This is a genomic window from Amycolatopsis sp. NBC_01286, from assembly GCF_035982555.1.
Classification (GTDB): domain Bacteria; phylum Actinomycetota; class Actinomycetes; order Mycobacteriales; family Pseudonocardiaceae; genus Amycolatopsis.
This window is the reverse complement of the sequence record NZ_CP108428.1, coordinates 5261713-5278233: the sequence shown is the minus strand read 5'-3', so window position 1 is coordinate 5278233 and position 16521 is coordinate 5261713. Positions and strand designations below refer to the sequence as shown.

The 16521-nt window shown below is 73.3% G+C and carries 18 protein-coding genes; 5 read left to right on the top strand and 13 right to left on the bottom strand.

The genetic code is table 11. The annotated features are described in order from the left end of the window. Positions 1–14: 14 nt before the first annotated feature. Positions 15–458 carry a helix-turn-helix transcriptional regulator gene (locus tag OG570_RS25360; protein ID WP_247054714.1) on the top strand — a complete coding sequence of 148 codons (444 nt, stop codon included), beginning with the start codon at positions 15–17 and terminating at the stop codon, positions 456–458. A gap of 5 nt (positions 459–463) precedes the next feature. Next, complete coding sequence (locus OG570_RS25355) at positions 464–874, top strand: VOC family protein (RefSeq protein WP_326943075.1); 411 nt, start codon at positions 464–466, stop codon at positions 872–874. Here the strand turns inward: OG570_RS25355 and OG570_RS25350 are convergent. From OG570_RS25350 to rimP, 7 genes are all read right to left on the bottom strand, one after another. Continuing rightward, the gene (locus OG570_RS25350) at positions 858–1691 is read right to left on the bottom strand and encodes an alpha/beta hydrolase (RefSeq protein WP_326959773.1); all 834 of its coding nucleotides are present in this window, start codon (positions 1689–1691) and stop codon (positions 858–860) included. The two genes, OG570_RS25355 and OG570_RS25350, sit on opposite strands and share 17 nt — an antisense overlap. Positions 1692–1695: 4 nt before the next feature. After that, on the bottom strand, positions 1696–2178 hold the full coding sequence (gene rbfA, locus OG570_RS25345; protein ID WP_247054720.1) for a 30S ribosome-binding factor RbfA: 483 nt from the start codon (positions 2176–2178) through the stop codon (positions 1696–1698). Positions 2179–2197: 19 nt separating this feature from the next. Beyond that, positions 2198–2491 (bottom strand): DUF503 domain-containing protein, encoded by a 294-nt coding sequence (locus tag OG570_RS25340; RefSeq protein ID WP_247054723.1) that lies wholly within the window; start codon positions 2489–2491, stop codon positions 2198–2200. Positions 2492–2573: 82 nt separating this feature from the next. Further along, positions 2574–5588 carry a translation initiation factor IF-2 gene (gene infB, locus OG570_RS25335; RefSeq protein WP_326943078.1) on the bottom strand — a complete coding sequence of 1005 codons (3015 nt, stop codon included), beginning with the start codon at positions 5586–5588 and terminating at the stop codon, positions 2574–2576. Between the two features lie 78 nt (positions 5589–5666). Further along, the gene (locus tag OG570_RS25330) at positions 5667–5918 is read right to left on the bottom strand and encodes a YlxR family protein (protein WP_247064467.1); all 252 of its coding nucleotides are present in this window, start codon (positions 5916–5918) and stop codon (positions 5667–5669) included. Positions 5919–6058: 140 nt separating this feature from the next. Next, positions 6059–7105: a transcription termination factor NusA gene (gene nusA, locus OG570_RS25325; protein WP_247054727.1), complete on the bottom strand. Its 1047-nt coding sequence runs from the start codon at positions 7103–7105 to the stop codon at positions 6059–6061. Continuing rightward, entirely contained in the window at positions 7102–7653 is a 552-nt protein-coding gene (rimP, locus tag OG570_RS25320; protein WP_326959771.1) for a ribosome maturation factor RimP, read from the bottom strand. The genes nusA and rimP overlap by 4 nt, the downstream gene beginning before the upstream one ends. A gap of 124 nt (positions 7654–7777) precedes the next feature. On the opposite strand from rimP, the gene OG570_RS25315 reads away from it, so the two are divergent. Then, the gene (locus OG570_RS25315; protein ID WP_326959769.1) at positions 7778–8710 is read left to right on the top strand and encodes a ferritin-like domain-containing protein; all 933 of its coding nucleotides are present in this window, start codon (positions 7778–7780) and stop codon (positions 8708–8710) included. A 75-nt stretch (positions 8711–8785) separates the two neighbouring features. Here OG570_RS25315 and OG570_RS25310 read toward each other — a convergent pair whose 3' ends face one another. The 5 genes from OG570_RS25310 to OG570_RS25290 all read right to left on the bottom strand — a co-directional run bounded on the left by OG570_RS25310 (position 8786) and on the right by OG570_RS25290 (position 13682). Next, on the bottom strand, positions 8786–9379 hold the full coding sequence (locus OG570_RS25310; protein WP_247064469.1) for a hypothetical protein: 594 nt from the start codon (positions 9377–9379) through the stop codon (positions 8786–8788). A 112-nt stretch (positions 9380–9491) separates the two neighbouring features. Further along, complete coding sequence (locus OG570_RS25305) at positions 9492–10505, bottom strand: aminotransferase class V-fold PLP-dependent enzyme (protein WP_326959767.1); 1014 nt, start codon at positions 10503–10505, stop codon at positions 9492–9494. A gap of 26 nt (positions 10506–10531) precedes the next feature. After that, a complete protein-coding gene (locus OG570_RS25300; protein WP_326959765.1) occupies positions 10532–11293 on the bottom strand; it encodes an isocitrate lyase/PEP mutase family protein in 762 nt (253 codons plus the stop codon). A 262-nt stretch (positions 11294–11555) separates the two neighbouring features. Then, positions 11556–12221 carry a GOLPH3/VPS74 family protein gene (locus OG570_RS25295; RefSeq protein WP_326959763.1) on the bottom strand — a complete coding sequence of 222 codons (666 nt, stop codon included), beginning with the start codon at positions 12219–12221 and terminating at the stop codon, positions 11556–11558. A 9-nt stretch (positions 12222–12230) separates the two neighbouring features. Continuing rightward, positions 12231–13682 carry an ArnT family glycosyltransferase gene (locus tag OG570_RS25290; protein WP_326959761.1) on the bottom strand — a complete coding sequence of 484 codons (1452 nt, stop codon included), beginning with the start codon at positions 13680–13682 and terminating at the stop codon, positions 12231–12233. Positions 13683–13847: 165 nt separating this feature from the next. On the opposite strand from OG570_RS25290, the gene OG570_RS25285 reads away from it, so the two are divergent. Both OG570_RS25285 and OG570_RS25280 read left to right on the top strand, forming a co-directional pair. Beyond that, on the top strand, positions 13848–15083 hold the full coding sequence (locus OG570_RS25285) for a sensor histidine kinase (protein WP_326959759.1): 1236 nt from the start codon (positions 13848–13850) through the stop codon (positions 15081–15083). Beyond that, on the top strand, positions 15058–15708 hold the full coding sequence (locus tag OG570_RS25280; protein ID WP_247054746.1) for a response regulator: 651 nt from the start codon (positions 15058–15060) through the stop codon (positions 15706–15708). The genes OG570_RS25285 and OG570_RS25280 overlap by 26 nt, the downstream gene beginning before the upstream one ends. Here OG570_RS25280 and OG570_RS25275 read toward each other — a convergent pair. Beyond that, complete coding sequence (locus OG570_RS25275) at positions 15705–16430, bottom strand: M50 family metallopeptidase (RefSeq protein ID WP_326959757.1); 726 nt, start codon at positions 16428–16430, stop codon at positions 15705–15707. The two genes, OG570_RS25280 and OG570_RS25275, sit on opposite strands and share 4 nt — an antisense overlap. Between the last annotated feature and the right edge of the window lie 91 nt (positions 16431–16521).

Sequence of the window (16521 nt, the reverse complement as noted above, 5' to 3'; positions counted from 1 at the left end):
GGCATGCTGACTGCGTGACCGGCAAATCGGACGCGCGCCTGCGCGAACTCGTGCTGCTGCGCCGCGTCCGCGACCGGATCGACCGGGACTACGCGCAGCCGCTGGACGTCGAGGCACTGGCGCGCGGCGTCCACCTCTCGGCGGGCCACCTGAGCCGGGAGTTCCGCGCCGCCTTCGGCGAGTCGCCCTACAGCTACCTGATGACCCGGCGCATCGAGCGGGCCATGACCCTGCTGCGGCGGGGCGACCTGTCGGTGACGGAGGTCTGCTTCGCGGTCGGCTGCTCGTCGCTCGGGACGTTCAGCACGCGGTTCTCCGAGCTGGTCGGCATCTCGCCGAGCGCCTACAAGCGCCTGGCGGCCGGTGACGGCGAGGGCATCCCCACCTGCCTGGCCAAGCAGGTCATGCGGCCGATCAGGAATCGAGAAGCGACGCCCACCCGCTCGCACCTATCGTGAGCAGCATGAACCTCATCATCCAGCACACGTTTCTCCCCGCCGAAGACCCGGAGAAGTCGCTCGCGTTCTACCGCGACGCGCTCGGTTTCGAGGTGCGCAACGACGTGGGGTACGGGGACATGCGCTGGATCACGGTCGGCCCGGCCGACCAGCCGCACACGTCGATCGTGCTGCACCCGCCGGCCGCCGACCCGGGCCTGACCGACGACGAGCGCCGCACGATCGCCGAGCTGATGGCCAAGGGCAGCTACGCGTCGATCGTGCTCGCGTCCTCGGACCTGGCGGGCACGTTCGACCAGGTCCAGGCGAGCGGCGCCGACGTCGTCCAGGAGCCGATGGACCAGCCCTACGGCGTCCGCGACTGCGCGTTCCGCGACCCGGCGGGCAACATGGTCCGCATCAGCCAGCTGGGGTGATCCGCCGCCCGGCGAACTCCAGCACGTCGGGCAGGACACCGCGCCAGTAGGCGTCTTCGTGCTTACCCGGCGAAAACCGCGCCACGGCCGGCGAGACCGCGTTCACCAGCTTGCGGTCGGCGCCCAGGAACGGGTCGGACTCGCCGCACCACACACCCAGGTTCGCGCCCCGGATGTCGGCCGGGTGCAGCAGCGGTTCCTCCGCGCGCCAGCCGGCCTCGTCGGCGAAGACCTTGCGGGCACGGGCGTCCGGCCAGCTGACGAACAGGGCCGCGCTCGCCACGGCCGTCGCCTTCAGGTCCGGGTGGGCGCGGGCGAAGCGGAGGGCGCCGAAGCCGCCCATCGAGATGCCGAACACCGCCGCGGGCGCCTTGAGGCCACGCTGGGTGAGCCAAACGGGAATTTCGTCGGACAGCATCCGCTGCGGGTCGTCGTTCTTCCCGACGTTCACCCAGTAGTGGTCACCGTCGGGGGCGGCGATCGCGAACGGCGGGACACCCGCGTGCACGGCCTTGGTGAGCGCCTCGGGGACGCCGAGGTCGAGGAACGTCCGGGCGCGGGCGCCACGGCCGTGCAGGGCCAGGCACACCGGCAGGCCCGAGGCCGGGACGCCGTCGGGGGTGATCAGGACCAGCTCGACGTCGGTGCCGCGGGCCGCGGAGTGCATCCGCTGCACGGTGACGGGCGCGCTCAGTGGCGTCGGGCCGGTCGGGGGTGACGTCGCGGGCGGGCCGGGCGGCGGGCCGGAGGGGGCCGACGAGCAGCCCGCCAGCAGCGCGAGTGCGCTGCCGGCGAGCAGGCCGCGACGGGAGAGCACCGGGTCAGCCCCGGCTCTCCTCCGCCGCCGGCTCGTCTTCGTCCTCGTCCTCGGTTTCGCGGGGGGCCTTGTACGGGTCGGGTTCGCCCGCGTGCTGGGCTCCCGCCGACCGCCGGGCGACCTCCGCGTCGGCCTCACGGGCCTTTTCGAGCAGGGCCTCGATGCGCTTCGACTCTTCGGGGATCGTGTCGGCCACGAACGTCAGGGTCGGGGTGTAGCGCACCCCGGTGCCCTGCCCGACCATCGTGCGGAGCATGCCGCGCGCCGATTCGAGCGCGGCGGCGGCACCGGCGAAGTCCGGCGGGATGTCCAGCTTTTCGCCGAGCACCGTGTAGTACACCGTGGCGTCGTGCAGGTCGCCGGTGACCTTCGTGTCCGTGACGGTCACGTAGTCCAGCCGGGAGTCCTTGACCTCGTGCTCGATCGCGGACGCCACGATCTGCGAGATCCGCTTGGCGAGCTTGCGGGCCCGAGCAGGATCAGCCATGTCTTTCTCCTCGAGAAAATCAGTCGTCTGGGCCGAGCAGCCGGCGGTGGGCGGAGAGCAGTTCGAACTCCGGCCTGCTCGCCACGTAGCGCTCGCACGAGTCGAGCACGTCACGGACGTGCTCGCCACCTTCGGCGACCACGGCCACCCCGATGAGGGTCCGCCGGTGCAGGTCGGTGTGACCGGCTTCGGCCACCGACACGGCGAAGCGCTTGCGCACCTCGGCCAGCACCGGCCGGACCACGGATCGCTTCTGCTTCAGCGAATGGACGTCGCCGAGCAGGATGTCGAGCTCAAGAGCTCCGACGTACATAGGCAATGGTGGTGGTGTCGTAGGGATGGGAAGCGAAAGCCCCGGGGGTGCGGCCGAAACCGCACCCCCGGGACCGGACGCCTTACGCCCGCGGCTTCTCGCGCTGCTCGTACGTCTCGATCGAGTCGCCGACCTTGAGGTCGCCGTACGAACCGAGCGTCAGACCGCACTCGTAGCCCTCGCGGACCTCGACCACGTCGTCCTTGAACCGCCGCAGCGAGCTGACCGGCAGGTTCTCCGCGACGACAGTGCCGTCGCGCAGCAGCCGGGCGCGCGCGTTGCGCCGGATCTCGCCGGACATGACCAGGCAACCCGCGATCGTGCCGATCTTGGAGGACTTGAAGACCTCGCGAACCTCCGCGCGGCCCAGCTCGACCTCTTCGTACTCGGGCTTGAGCATGCCCTTGAGGGCCTGCTCGATCTCGTCGATCGCCTGGTAGATGACCGTGTAGTACCGGACGTCGACGCCCTCGCGGGTGGCCCGCTCGGTCGCCTTGCCCTGGGCGCGGACGTTGAACCCGAGGACGATCGCGTCGGACGCGGTCGCCAGGTCGATGTCCGACTCGGTCACGCCACCGACACCGCGGTGCACCACGTTCAGCTCGACGTCGTCGCCGACGTCCAGCTGCAGCAGCGATGCCTCGAGGGCCTCGACGGTACCCGAGTTGTCACCCTTGATGATCAGGTTGAGGCTGTTCGTCTCCTTCAAGGCGGAGTCGAGGTCCTCGAGGCTGACCCGCTTGCGGCGCGACGCGTTGAGCGCGTTGCGCGTACGAGCGGAGCGGCGCTCGGCGATCTGCCGGGCGACGCGGTCCTCGTCGACCACCAGGAAGGTGTCGCCCGCACCAGGCACCGAGGTGAACCCGATGACCTGGACGGGACGCGACGGCAGCGCCTCGGTGACGTCGACGTTGTGCTCGTCGACCATCCGGCGGACGCGGCCGTAGGCGTCACCCGCCACGACCGAGTCACCGACGCGCAGCGTGCCGCGCTGGACCAGGACGGTGGCCACCGGGCCGCGGCCGCGGTCGAGGTGCGCCTCGATCGCGACACCCTGGGCCTCCATGTCCGGGTTGGCCCGGAGGTCCAGAGCGGCGTCGGCGGTCAGCAGGATCGCCTCGAGCAGACCGTCGATGTTGATGTTCTGCCGCGCGGAGATCTCGACGAACATCGTGTCGCCGCCGTACTCCTCGGCCACGAGGTTGTACTCGGTCAGCTGCTGCCGGATCTTGTCCGGGTTCGCGCCTTCCTTGTCGATCTTGTTGATCGCGACCACGATCGGGGCCTTGGCGGCCTGCGCGTGGTTGATCGCCTCGACCGTCTGCGGCATCACACCGTCGTCGGCCGCCACCACGATCACCGCGATGTCGGTCGAGTTGGCACCACGGGCACGCATGGCGGTGAACGCCTCGTGGCCCGGGGTGTCGATGAAGGTGATCAGGCGCGGGTTGCCTTCGAGCTCGGTCTCGATCTGGTACGCACCGATGTGCTGCGTGATGCCGCCGGCCTCGCTCTCGCGGACCTTCGTCTTCCGGATCGTGTCGAGCAGCCGGGTCTTACCGTGGTCGACGTGACCCATGATGGTCACGACCGGCGGCCTGACCTGCAGATCCTCTTCGCCACCCGCGTCGTCGCCGTAGGTGATGTCGAAGGTCTCCAGCAGCTCGCGGTCCTCCTCCTCGGGGCTGACGACCTGAACGTGGTAGTTCATTTCGCCGCCGAGCAGCTCGAGGATGTCGTCCGACACGGACTGCGTCGCGGTGACCATCTCGCCGAGGTGGAAGAGCACCTGCACCAGCGAAGCCGGGTTGGCGTCGATCTTCTCGGCGAAGTCGGTCAGCGAAGCGCCACGCGGCAGCCGGATCGTCTCGCCCTGCCCCTTGGGCAAGCGGACGCCGCCGACGCTGGGCGCCTGCATGTTGTCCATGTACTCCTGGCGCTTCTGCCGCTTCGACTTGCGACCCTTGCGCGAGGGACCACCCGGACGCCCGAAGGCACCCGCCGTGCCGCCACGGCCACCGGGGCCACCACGGCCGCCGCCACCGCGGAAACCGCCGCCGCCACCGGCCGGGGCACCGGCACCGGGGCCGCCGCCACCGGGACGGAAACCACCGCCGCCACCGCCGCCGCCACCGGGACGGAAGCCGCCACCGGCACCGCCGCCGCCACCGGGGCCGCCGCGGAAACCGCCGCCGCCGCCACCGGGACCGCCACGAGCGCCGCCGCCGGGGCCGCCACGGGCACCGCCACCGGGACCACCGCGAGCGCCGCCACCGGGACCGGCCGGGCGCTGCGTGCGGCCCGGCATCATGCCGGGGTTCGGCCGCGGGGGCATGTTGCCCGGGCTCGGCCGGTTGCCACCGGCGCCGCCACCGGGACGCGGAGCCGGACGGTCACCGCCGCCACCGGTCCCACCGGGACGCGGCGGGCGGGTGTCGCCGCCCTGGCCGCCGCCACCGGGACGCGGACCCTGCGGGCGCGGCGGGGCGCCGGAACCGACACCGAACGGGTTGTTGCCGACCCGCGGGGTGCGCGGACCGGGCTTGGGACCGCCGGGCTTGGGGCCCTGCGGCTTCGGCGGGACGACCGAACCGGTGTTGCCCTGCGGAGCGGGCGCGGCCGGGGTCTCCTGCTTGGGGGGTGCGGCCGGCGCTTCGGCCTTCGCGGCCGGGACCTGCTCCACCGGAGCGGGCGTGGCCGGCTGCTGACGCGGGCCGGGCCGGGGGCCGGGACCGGCCGGGCGGTTGCCCGGTGCGGCGGCCGGCTTCGAGGCCGGGGCCTGCTGCTGCGGGGCCGCCGCGGGGGCGGCCTGCACGACGGGTGCCTGCTGCTGGGGAGCGGGCGTCGCGGGCTTCGGCGCGGGAGCGCCCGGCTTGGCGGCCGGGGGTCCCGGGCGCGCCGACGGACCGGGGGTCGGGCCGGGCTTCTTGGCGCCCTTGGGCGCATACGCGTCGCGCAACCGGCGGGCGACGGGCGCCTCGACCGTGGACGACGCGGATTTGACGAATTCGCCCTGTTCCTTCAACTTGGCGAGCACGTCCTTGCTGGTGATGCCGAGCTCCTTAGCGAGCTCGTGTACGCGGGCCTTGCCTGGCACAGCTCTCCTCATCTAGGGGAGGCCAGGCGGGGAACCCGCTGACCTCGTCCTTATTGTCTCGCGTTCATGGCTTCAGCTTCACGGCTGACTCATGACGGGTCGACCTGCTTCCTTCGTTCCTCGCGGAGCCGGGGACGTCCCGGCTTCGTGATGCGTGGCGTGCTCGACGTACCCGCGGACCTCCCGGACGTCGAGCGCTCCCGGGGCCCGCAAGGCCCTCGGGAAAGCCCGCCGCCGTTCGGCTTTGGCCAGACAGTCCGCGTCGGGGTGCAACCACGCCCCCCGACCCGGGAGCCGACGACGTCCGTCGACGACCACCCGTCCGGCCACCGCGACCACGCGCAGCAGCTCACCGATCAAGGCCCGCCGCTTGCAACCGACACAAGTCCGCACCGGGGATTCTCGGTGGGGCTGGCGCTCGGCTACCCGCCGCGGGCTTCGAACCACTCCGGAGTCTACCGCTTCGACCTTCACTCAGCCGAACCGGTTGTCGCGGCGGGCCGCGACGGACCGGCGTGGTCTTGATCACCCTCGTCGTCCACCGGCGCGGCATCGCTGCGGATGTCGATCCGCCAGCCGGTCAGACGGGCGGCGAGGCGGGCGTTCTGGCCCTCCTTGCCGATCGCCAGCGACAGCTGGAAGTCCGGCACCACGACGCGGGCGGTCTTGCCCCGCTCGTCCATGACCCGTACGGAAACAACCTTCGCCGGGGACAGGGCATTCCCCACGAACCGGGCCGGGTCCTCCGAGTAGTCGATGATGTCGATCTTCTCGCCGGCCAGCTCGCTCATCACGTTGCGCACGCGCGCGCCGACCGGGCCGATGCAGGCGCCCTTGGCGTTCACGCCCGCCACGGTGGACTTCACCGCGATCTTCGTGCGGTGTCCCGGCTCGCGCGCCACGGCGGCGATCTCGACCGTCCCGTCGGCGATCTCCGGGACCTCCAGCGCGAACAGCTTGCGCACGAGGTTGGGGTGCGAGCGCGAGAGCGTGATCTGCGGGCCGCGGTTGCCGCGCGCGACGGTGACCACGTACGCCTTGATCCGGCTGCCGTGCTCGTAGGACTCCCCGGCCACCTGCTCCGCCGACGGCAGCACGCCCTCGGTGTCACCCACCTGGACCACGACCATGCCGCGCGCGTTGGCGCGGGCGTCGCGCTGGATGACGCCGGCGACGATCTCGCCCTCCTTGGTGGAGAACTCGCCGAAGGTCTTCTCGTGCTCGGCGTCACGCAGCCGCTGCAGGATGACCTGGCGCGCGGTGGTGGCGGCGATCCGGCCGAACCCCTCGGGGGTGTCGTCCCACTCCTCGTCGGTCTCGCCGTCGTGGGTCAGCGTGCGCGCGAGCACGCGCACCAGGCCGGACTTGTGGTCGATGTCGATGCGGGCGTGCGGCTGGTGCCCTTCGGTGTGCTTGTACGCGGTGAGCAAGGCCGTCTCGATGGCCTCGATCACCGTTTCGAAGGGGATGTCCTTGTCCCGTTCGATCGCCCTCAGTGCGGCGATGTCGACGTTCACTTCGACCCCTTCTCCGTTTTCTCGGTCTCGGCCTGACCGGCGCCGGTCAGGCCGGACGCGTCGTCGTCGAGCAGTTTCAGATCCTCGGCGGGCGGCTGCTTGAACTCGATCTCGACGACCGCCTTCGCCACCTGGGCGTAGCGGACGTCGCGGAGCTCGCCGTCGGCGAGGAGGCGGGCGGCGTCCGCGCCCGCGTGACCGACCCGGCCCACGAAGGAGTCACCTTCGACCGGGGTGACCTTGACCAAGCGGAACCGCGCGCGCCGCCAGTGCCGCTGCTGGGTCAGCGGGCGCTCGATGCCCGGTGAGGTGACCTCCAGCGTGTACGCGCTCGCGAGCACGTGCTCGTTCTCGTCGAGCGCCGCCGCCACCTTGCGGCTGACCTCGGCGACCTCGTCCAGCCCGATGCCGTCGTCGGAGTCGACGACGACCTTGACCAGCTGCCGCCGGCCGGCCTGCTGGACCTCGAACGAGTCGAGGTCGAAACCCGCGGCGGTGACGGCTTCGGCCACTATCGGCTGAAGCCGGCTGGCGAGTTCTCCTGGCACGTGGGGCTCTCCTCGGTCGGGGTGGGGGTTGGGGAACGGGTCGGTGGTGGACCAGCTTATCCGGTCGCCTTGTCACCACGCGCGAGCGGCGGGCCCGCCCCGGGGCCTGGCAGGATGGGCCGACGTGACCGGAAGACCGACCGAGCTGACCCGCCGTGCCGCCCTCCGCTTCGGGGCGGTGGCCGCTTTGGCCGTGCCGCTGGCCGCCTGCGGGCCCGGCTACGACGAAAGCCCCGACCCGCTGCAGCCGCTCCTGGCCGCCGCCGACGCGGACGCCGCGGCGGCGCGTGCCCTGGCCAAGGGCAAGGACGCCGACGCCGCCGGCCAGCTCGCCGACGCGCGCGCGGCGCACGCGGCCGCCCTGAAGTCCGAAGTGGACCGCCTGAACCGGCCGAAACCGTCGTCCTCGGCGACGCCGCCGGCCGCGGCGGCGCTGAGCGACCTGAAGGAGGGGCTGGCCACCGCGCGCAAGCAGGCCGAGGACCTCGTCGGCGGCCTGCCGCGCTACCGCGCCGGGATGGTCGCGGCGATCGCCGCGGGCTGCGCGGCGCTGCAGCGCATCACCCCGGCGCTGGGCCCGGGCGAGGACGCCCCCGCCGCGGCCGCCCCGCCCGGCGGCGTCCCCGCCGAAGCCGTCGACCCGCTGCAGCAGGCGCTCGCCGCCGAGCACGCCGCGGTCTGGGTCTACGGCCTGGTCGGCGCGTTCCTCCCGGCCGACTTCGGCGAGGCGGAGAAGGGCGGCGTCGCGGAACACGCGCTGCGCCGCGACCTGCTGCAGACGATGCTCGCCGGCGCCGGGGCGACCCCGGTCGCGCCGGAGGCCGCGTACAACCCGAAGAAGCCGGTGACCGACACGGCGTCGGCCGCGCTGGTCGTCGCGACGGCGGAGGCCGACTGCGCGTCGGCGTGGCTGGCCGTGGTGAACCACACCGACGACGTCGGCCTGCGCAAGACGGCGCTGCACGCGCTGGTGGCGGCTTCGCGGCGCGGGACGCCGTGGCGTTCCGAGGCCGGCGAGAAGCCGGTGGCGGTGGCCATGCCCGGCCAGGCGAGCTGACCCGGTAAAGCCGTGAAGGCCTCCTTACCGGCTCTTATGGCCGGTAAGGAGGCCTTCACGGCTTTCGAACGGGGCTCAGCCGAAGTCGGCCGATAGGCGCAGCGCGTCCTCGGCGATCTTGTCGATCAGCGCCTTGTCCTGGTGCTTGTCGTAGAAGTCGCCCAGCACGATCGTCACGTTCGTGCCCTCGACGCGGGACGCGTACGCCGCGTCGGCGCCGCTCACACTCGGGGTGCCGGCGCCGGCGAACGTCTTGTCCCGGACCAGGTCGGTGACGTTGCCGGTGCCGTCCTGCTCGGTCAGCGCCTTCAGCGCCTTCGCCTTCGTCGAGTCCGGCAGCCCCACCAGCACCACCGACACCAGGGCCTTCGCGCCGCCCGACTCCGTCGTGTACAGCGCGCGGACCAGCGACTGGCACGGGCTGTCCTGGAAGAAGTCCTTGGTCTTGCCGTAGGACTTCGCGACGCAGTCGGTGGAGCGCACCGGCCCGGCGACCGGCGTGAACGTGTACTTCCCGGTGCTGTGGGCCGGCGGCTGCGCCGTCGGCTCGTCCGGCGTCGAGTCGTGCCGGATCAGGAACCAGAGCAGCCCGGAGATCACGGCGATCGCGACCAGCCCGGCGCCCCTGAGTGCCAGGGTCCGGGTGTCACGCTTCGGTGGGCCGGGCACGGGCGGGCGGGGCTGCGGGGGAACCGCGCCCAGCGGGGCCGTGTCGGACGGGCCTGGGGTGAAATGCGCACCAACCACGACGCCATACGGTAGTTCACGCCCGCTGAGCTGTTCACTCGAATGCGTGTAAGACGCGTTCGACGTCGTCAGCGGTGTTGTAGAGGTGGAAGCCGACCCGCACCTTGCCGTTGCGCAACCCGGAGACGATCCCGGCCGCGGCCACCCGTCCGGGGTCGGCCTCGAGCGACACGATCGCACTCCCCCGCGGCGGCCGGCCGAGCTTCTCCAGCAGCGTGTCGGCCAGGCCGATGTCGTGCGCCGCGACCTGCGCGAGGTCGAGCCCGCCGAGGTACTCCAGCGCGGCGGCCGCACCCACCTGGGCCAGCCAGACGGGTGACAGGTCGAACGCGCGGGCGTCGCCGGCCAGCCGCAGCGGGAGGCCGTAGACGGTGGCCCACGGGTCCTCCCCCGCGTACCAGCCGGCCGCGACCGCGCGGGTGCGGTCCTGGGCGTCCGGGCGCACCGCCAGCCACGCGCAGCCACGCGGCGCGAGCAGCCACTTGTAGCCCGCCGCGACCACCCAGTCGGCCCAGGCGACGTCCAGTGGCAGCCAGCCCGCGGCCTGGGTCGCGTCGAGCAGCACCGCCGCCCCGGCGGCCTCGGCCGCGGCCCGCAGCGCGGCGAGGTCGGCGATCCGGCCGTCGGCGGACTGGACGACGCTCACCGCGACGACGTCGTGCCCCTCGACCCGCGCGGCGAGGTCGTCGAGCGGCACCTCGGTGACGGTGACGCCCGGGTTCGCCGCGAACGGGAAGGTCACGCTGGTGAAGTCGCCCTCGGCGGCGAGCACGCGGGTGCCGGCGGGCAGCGCGGCGGCGACGTTGGCGATCAGCTGCGACGCCGACGCGCCGATCGCGACGCGCCCGGCGTCGACCCCGAGCAGCCGGGCGAACCCGGCCCGCGACCGCGCGACGGCCTCGTCGAAGTCCGCCGGCCGGCTCGCCCCGGTCCGCCAGTTCTCGACCGACCCGGCCACGGCCGCGGCGACCGGCGCGGGCGGGATGCCCATGCTCGGCGTGTTCAGGTACCCGGACGGGACGGCGAAGTCGGCTCCGAAGGCGTGCATGTCCCCGAGCCAAGCAGATCCGGAACTCACAGGAACGCGGTGACGTCGGCGTAGGACGGCGGGGTGAGGGGAAGATCACGGCCGTCGCGCACCGCGAGCGCCGTCTCGGCCGCCGCGGCCAGCGCCATCCGGTAGGGCAGCGAGCCCAGGCTGACCCGCGCGACGCCCAGCTCCGCCAGCCCGGCCAGGGTGACCTTGCCGGGCAGGAACAGCAGGTTGAGCGGGACCCCGACGGCGACGAGCCGCTCGACGTCGGCCGGCGCGGCGAGCCCGGGCACGAAGACGCCGTCCGCGCCCGCCGCGACGTACGCCCGCGCCCGCGTCTCGGCGTCGGCCACCGAGCGGTCGCCCGCCCAGTGGGTGTCGGTGCGGGCGTTGACGAACAGCCGCGGCGCCCGCTCCTTCACGGCCGCGACCAGGGCGGCCTGGACGTCGACCGGGGCGAGCGAGCCGTCGGCGCGGCCGTCCTCGAGGTTGACGCCGACCGCGCCCGCTGCGGCGAGCTCCTCGGCCAGGTCGGCGACGGCGGCCGGGTCCGCGCTGAAGCCGTCGGCGATGTCGACGCTGACCAGCGCGTCGAGCCGGGCCAGCCGGGCGGCCAGCGCGACGGTCGTGTCCCGCGTCGACGGCGCGCCGTCCGGCTCCCCCGCCGCCGCGGACACGCCGAGGCTGGTCGTCCCGAGCGCGCGGAACCCCTGCGCGACGAGGTGGGCGCCGACGCCGAACTCCCAGGCGTTCGGCAGCAGGAGCGGGGTACCGGGGACGTGCAGCGCACGGAATTCGTCCATGCCCCGAACCTAGGTCCGGAACACTTCGGCCGCCGCCGAAGCCGTGTCGACCCTCCAATCACGCGTGTCGACCCCCTGATCACGCGAGTCGACGCTCCGATCACGCGAGTCGGCTCCCGAATCACGCGAGTCGACCCCCCGATCACACCCCTCGAGCGATCGAACGGCCGACACGCGTGACTGGGAGGTCGACTCGCGTGACTGGGAGGTCGACTCGCGTGATTGCCGGGTCGACACGCGTGATCAGGGGGTCGACACGGCGTCAGCCGCTGCTGCCGGACGAGGCGGCCGCCGAGATCGCCGCGGCGCGGGCCGCCTTCAGTTCCCGGACCACCTTGCGCAGTGCGGGGACCGCCGCTCCCGCGCGCTCCTCCAGCTCCGCGAGCCGGGCCTTGTGGTGCCGGGCGTCGCGGCGTGAGACGACCGTGCGCAGTTCCACCGCCGCGGCCAGGGACGTCAGCGCCGCCGCGCCCGGGTCGACCCGCGACGCCGGTTCGCGGCCCCGCAGGGCGGCCGCCACTACCTCGTGCAGCCGGGCCGCTTCCGCGCGGTCGCGGACCACCGGGCGGCGGCGCGGGAACAACCCCAGCACGTGCGACGTCTTCAGCGTGATCGTGCCCGCCGCGTCGAGCTGGGCCTCCAGGGACTGGAGCGTGGCCCGGGCGTCGCGGCGGACCCAGCCGCGCCACTTGCGGTGCGGGTCCGCGGCGAGGTCGCCCAGCAGGTCGTCGAGCACGAGGTGGCCGGTGCCGGCCGCGCCGGTGACCACGGGTCGCCCGTCGCCGTCGACGACCAGCCCGCGCAGGACCAGGTCCGTCAACGCCGCCGCGCGCACCAGCAGCGCGACCCCCTGCCGGCGTGGCAGCCGGTCGCGGCCGGTGTCGCACGCGAGCAGGTAAGCCTGGGCGGGCAAGGACAAAGTGCTCATCATTTCCTCTCACTGCCGTTTCAGCTGGGGCCAGATCCGCGACCACGGCGCGTTCCGGCCGTCGTAGAGCCACAGCAGCCCGTCGACCACCTGGGTCTCGTGCGCGAAGCAGGGCCGCAGCAGCCCCGGGTCGAACCCGGCGAACAGCACCGCGTCGGCCGACTCCGGCGGCGGCCCGAAGTACCAGTACGCCCGGTGTCCACTGTAGACGGTGCGGATGCCGTACGGCGCCCCGTAGAACTCGGTCACCGCCGCGAACGGGTAGATCTCGGCGTACACCGCCGTCCGGGCCCGGGTCGCCGGCGGCAGCGCGGCGTACGTCTGCCCGATCAGCTTCGCCAGCTCCTGCTGCGGCAGCTCCCCCTGCGCGAACGAGCTGCCGAGCGAGAACGGCCCGACCGACGTCCGCGCCGAGGCCGGCCACACCGGCAGCGCGACCAGCGTGACGACGGCCGAGAGCACGAACACCGGCCACGCCACCACCTTCCACCACCGCACCAGGTTCCGCCGGGTCAGCTCGGTCGCGGCGGCCGCGAACGGAACGGCGTAGCAGCCCATCAGGTAGTAGGACCGCCCCTGCGTCGCGACCACGGCCAGCGCCACGAGGACCAGGGCGACGCCGAGGTACCGGTACGGCCGCAGCTCCGCCGACCGCAGCAGCCGCCAGACGCCGTAGAGCAGGGCCACCACGCCGACGCCGATCCCGGCGCCGAGCAGCCCGTCGCGCACCCACGGGCCGTAGCCCGGGAACTCCGCGGCGACGACGTCACTCATGTGGGTGTAGGGCCAGCCGTGGGTCGCCTGCCAGATCAGCGTCGGCACCGTGACCACGGCGGCGATCGCCGCGCCCAGCCAGAGCTTCGGGCGCCGGAGCAGGTCCCGCGGCCCGACCACCAGCGCGGCGAGCAGCACCGCCGCCCACAGGGCCGGGATCAGGAACTTCGTCTCCAGCGACACCGCCGTGACGACGCCGGCCCAGACGAGCAGGCCGTCGCGGCGGGTGCGGGTCCAGCGGACCAGCAGCCAGGCCACGACCGTCCACAGGAACGGGTCCAGCACGTAGGTCCCGATCCAGTGGCTGACGATCACGATGCCGGACGTCGCGTAGCAGGCGGCCGCCATCGCCTGCGCGCCGCGCCCGCCGCCGAACTCCCGCGCGATCAGCGCCGTGACGACCACCCCGGCGGCCGCGGCCAGCGTCATCGGCAGCCGCAGCACGACGAGCGAATCCGGCGCGAGCCAGTCCATCGCCGCGGCCAGCGCCGGGATGAGCGGCGGCTGGTCGAAATACCCCCAGCTCAGGTGATTTCGACCGGCCACCAGGAAGTAGAGCTCGTCGAACCCGCCGGCGTAGCGCCCGCTGGTCAGCAGCAGCGCGAGCCCGGCGAGGCCGGCGATCGCCAGCACCGGGCCGCGGGCGAACACCACGCTCGTCGTCTGTCGCGTTAGGACAGTCACCACGGTTGCCTCCCTCGCTGTGGTCCGCCCACTCCACCGGATCGGGGACGCGGGCGAAACGAGGCAAGGAAGGTGGTCGCGGCGACGAAAGTTGCGGTCCGCGGACCGGTGCGCAACTTTGGTTGCGCATCCGGCGCGGCGGCCCGCGCGAGCGGTTACCGTGGCCGCGTGACCAGCACCAGGCGGCCGTGGTGGCCGAGCCGCGCCGACGTCTTCTGGCTGTTCGTGGCGGCGTTCGCGTTCGCGGGCCTGAACGTCCTGCTCTACGCGCTGGGCGAGGTCACGACCGGGCCGCTCGGCCCGGCCGCCGGGCTGGTGCTGCAGCTGGTCTGCGACTTCTCCCTGGTGCTGGTGTTCCGGTTCCCGCGGCAGGTCGCCTGGTTCGTCGTCGCGGCGGCGGGCCTGATGCTGGCGTCCGACCTGTTCACCCCCGGCCTGCTCGTGCCGGTGCGCCAGCTCGCCCTGACGACGGTGCCGACCATCAGCCCGGTCCTGCTGTCGCAGCTGCCGCGGTTGCTGGACCGGCGGACCGTGCTCTGGCTGGCCGGGATCCTCACGCTGATCGCCGCGCGGCCGTGGGTGCCGAGCTGGAGCACCACGCCGTTCGCCCTGCTCAGCACCACGCTGCCGGCGATGCTCGGGCTCTACGGCGAGGCGCGGCGCCAGCTGCTGCGGTCGCTGCGGGACCGCGCCGAACGCGCCGAGCGCGAGCAGCACCTGCTCGCCGAGCAGGCCCGCGCGGAGGAACGGCGGCGGCTGGCGGGCGAGATGCACGACGTCGTCACGCACCGGCTCAGCCTGATGGTGCTGCACGCGGGGGCGCTCGGCGTGACGTCGCACGAGGAGCCGGTGCGGGCGGCGGCCGAGGACATCCGCCGCGAAGGCGTCTTCGCGCTGGACGAGCTGCGCGACCTCGTCGGCGTCCTGCGCAACGGCTCCGAGCTGAGCCCACGGACGCTCAACCAGGAGCAGCCCGGCGATCCGGCCCAGCTGGTCGCGGAGTCCCGCTCGGTCGGCATCGAGACGGCGTTCGCGGTGGACGGCGACCCGGCGCAGGTGTCGCCGACCGTCGCGCGGACCGCGTACCGGCTGGTGCAGGAGGCGCTGACGAACGTCCGCAAGCACGCGCCGGGCGCGTCGGTGACGGTGTCGCTGCGCTACCACCCGGGCGGCCTCGACGTCTCGGTCGCCAGCACCGCGGCCGGGCAGCGGCCCGATCCGGCGCTGGCGGCCAGCGGCTCCGGGGCCGGGCTGGCCGGGCTGCGGCAGCGCGTCGAGCTCGTCGGCGGGCGGTTCGACGCGGGCCCGGTGCGCGGCGGCGGGTTCCGGGTCGGTGCGATACTGCCCGCTTACGTCCCGACGGCGGAAGGCACGCAGAGTGATCCCGGTGCTCGTGGTCGATGACGAGCCGATGGTGTGCGCGCACCTGCGCACGATCCTCGGCTCGGCCGACGACATCGACGTCGTGGCCCAGGCGGCCGACGGCGCCGAAGCCGTCGAGGCCGTGGTCCGGCACCGGCCGCGGGTCGTGCTGATGGACCTGCGGATGCCGGGCGTCGACGGCCTGACGGCGATCGCCCGGATCGCGGCGCTCCCCGACCCGCCGGCGGTGGTCGCGCTGACGACGTTCGACGCGGACACGTACGTGATCCGCGCGCTGCGCGCGGGTGCGGCGGGCTTCCTGGTCAAGTCGACGCCGCCGGAGGACCTGATCGGCCTGGTCCGCGTCGCGGCGGACGGCCACACGGTGCTCTCACCGTCGGCGGCCCGCCGCCTGGTGGCGCTGTCGTCGGACAGCCGCGAACGCGGCGACGACGCCCGCCGCCGGACGTCCGGTCTCACGGACCGGGAGCGGGATGTCCTGGCGTGCTTGGGCGAAGGACTGTCCAATGCGGACATCGCGACCCGGCTGCACCTCGCCGAGGCGACGGTGAAGAGCTACGTGTCGCGGATGCTCGTGAAGCTGGACTGCACGAACCGGACCCAGGCGGGATTGCTGGCGCACGAAGCGGGTCTGGTCGCCCGCTAGGGCCACAGCAACGGGACCGCGCGCCACACCGCCCAGGTGATGAGGGCGAACCACGCGGCGATCCACACGAACCCGGGGATCCCCGTGCTCCGGGCCAGCATGGCGGCGTCGTCCTCTTGACCGCCGAAGCCGTCCTGGAACCGGTTGGAGACGATCGCGCGCAGCCCGCCGATCTCACTGGTCAGCAACAGCCACGCTTCGGCGTACGCGACGCCGTTCTTCAGCCAGGGCGGCGCCCAGCGCAACGCGCCGAACACGATCGCCCCGACCGCGACGACCACCACGAAGGTGAGCACGTCCCGGGTGAACAGCAGGAGGAACACCATCGCGGCCAGGGTCAGGGTGAGCACGGCGGGGACGAGCCCGCGGTGCAGCAGGGCCGCCGCGCCCAGCCCGGCCAGCGGCGGCATCGCGTAGCCGGCGGCGATGGTCAGGATCGCGGCGAGCGCCGACGGCTCCCGGCTCCAGGTACCGCCGGATTCCGGGCTGTCGATGGCGACACGGAGGACGCCGCCGCCGGTCAGGATGCTCACCAGCGCGTGGCCGCCTTCGTGGAAGAGCGTGCCGAGGAAGTTGGCCCGGTAGAAGACACTCCGCCGGCCGTCGGCGGGCACCGCGAACGCCGTCACCACGACCGCGGCGGCCACCAGCGCGGTGATCCCGACGAGTTCCGGCCCCGGCGGCGGCAGGGTTTCGTTGAGCACGGCAAAAGCGGACGCCATGGATTCCCTCCCCGGAGCCGTGGAGCCGTCCTCCACAGTGTCACCGGGGCCGCGGGCCAGGCGGTATCCCCGCCGGGAATTGTCCTTGAGC

What these genes read in the sequence shown, in the direction of transcription:
- OG570_RS25355 (WP_326943075.1), top strand. Translation starts at nt 464, where the DNA reads ATGAACCTCATCATCCAGCACACGTTTCTCCCCGCCGAAGACCCGGAG.
- rbfA (WP_247054720.1), bottom strand. Translation starts at nt 2,178, where the DNA reads ATGGCTGATCCTGCTCGGGCCCGCAAGCTCGCCAAGCGGATCTCGCAG.
- OG570_RS25340 (WP_247054723.1), bottom strand. Translation starts at nt 2,491, where the DNA reads ATGTACGTCGGAGCTCTTGAGCTCGACATCCTGCTCGGCGACGTCCAT.
- OG570_RS25305 (WP_326959767.1), bottom strand. Translation starts at nt 10,505, where the DNA reads ATGCACGCCTTCGGAGCCGACTTCGCCGTCCCGTCCGGGTACCTGAAC.
- OG570_RS25300 (WP_326959765.1), bottom strand. Translation starts at nt 11,293, where the DNA reads ATGGACGAATTCCGTGCGCTGCACGTCCCCGGTACCCCGCTCCTGCTG.
- OG570_RS25295 (WP_326959763.1), bottom strand. Translation starts at nt 12,221, where the DNA reads ATGAGCACTTTGTCCTTGCCCGCCCAGGCTTACCTGCTCGCGTGCGAC.
- OG570_RS25275 (WP_326959757.1), bottom strand. Translation starts at nt 16,430, where the DNA reads ATGGCGTCCGCTTTTGCCGTGCTCAACGAAACCCTGCCGCCGCCGGGG.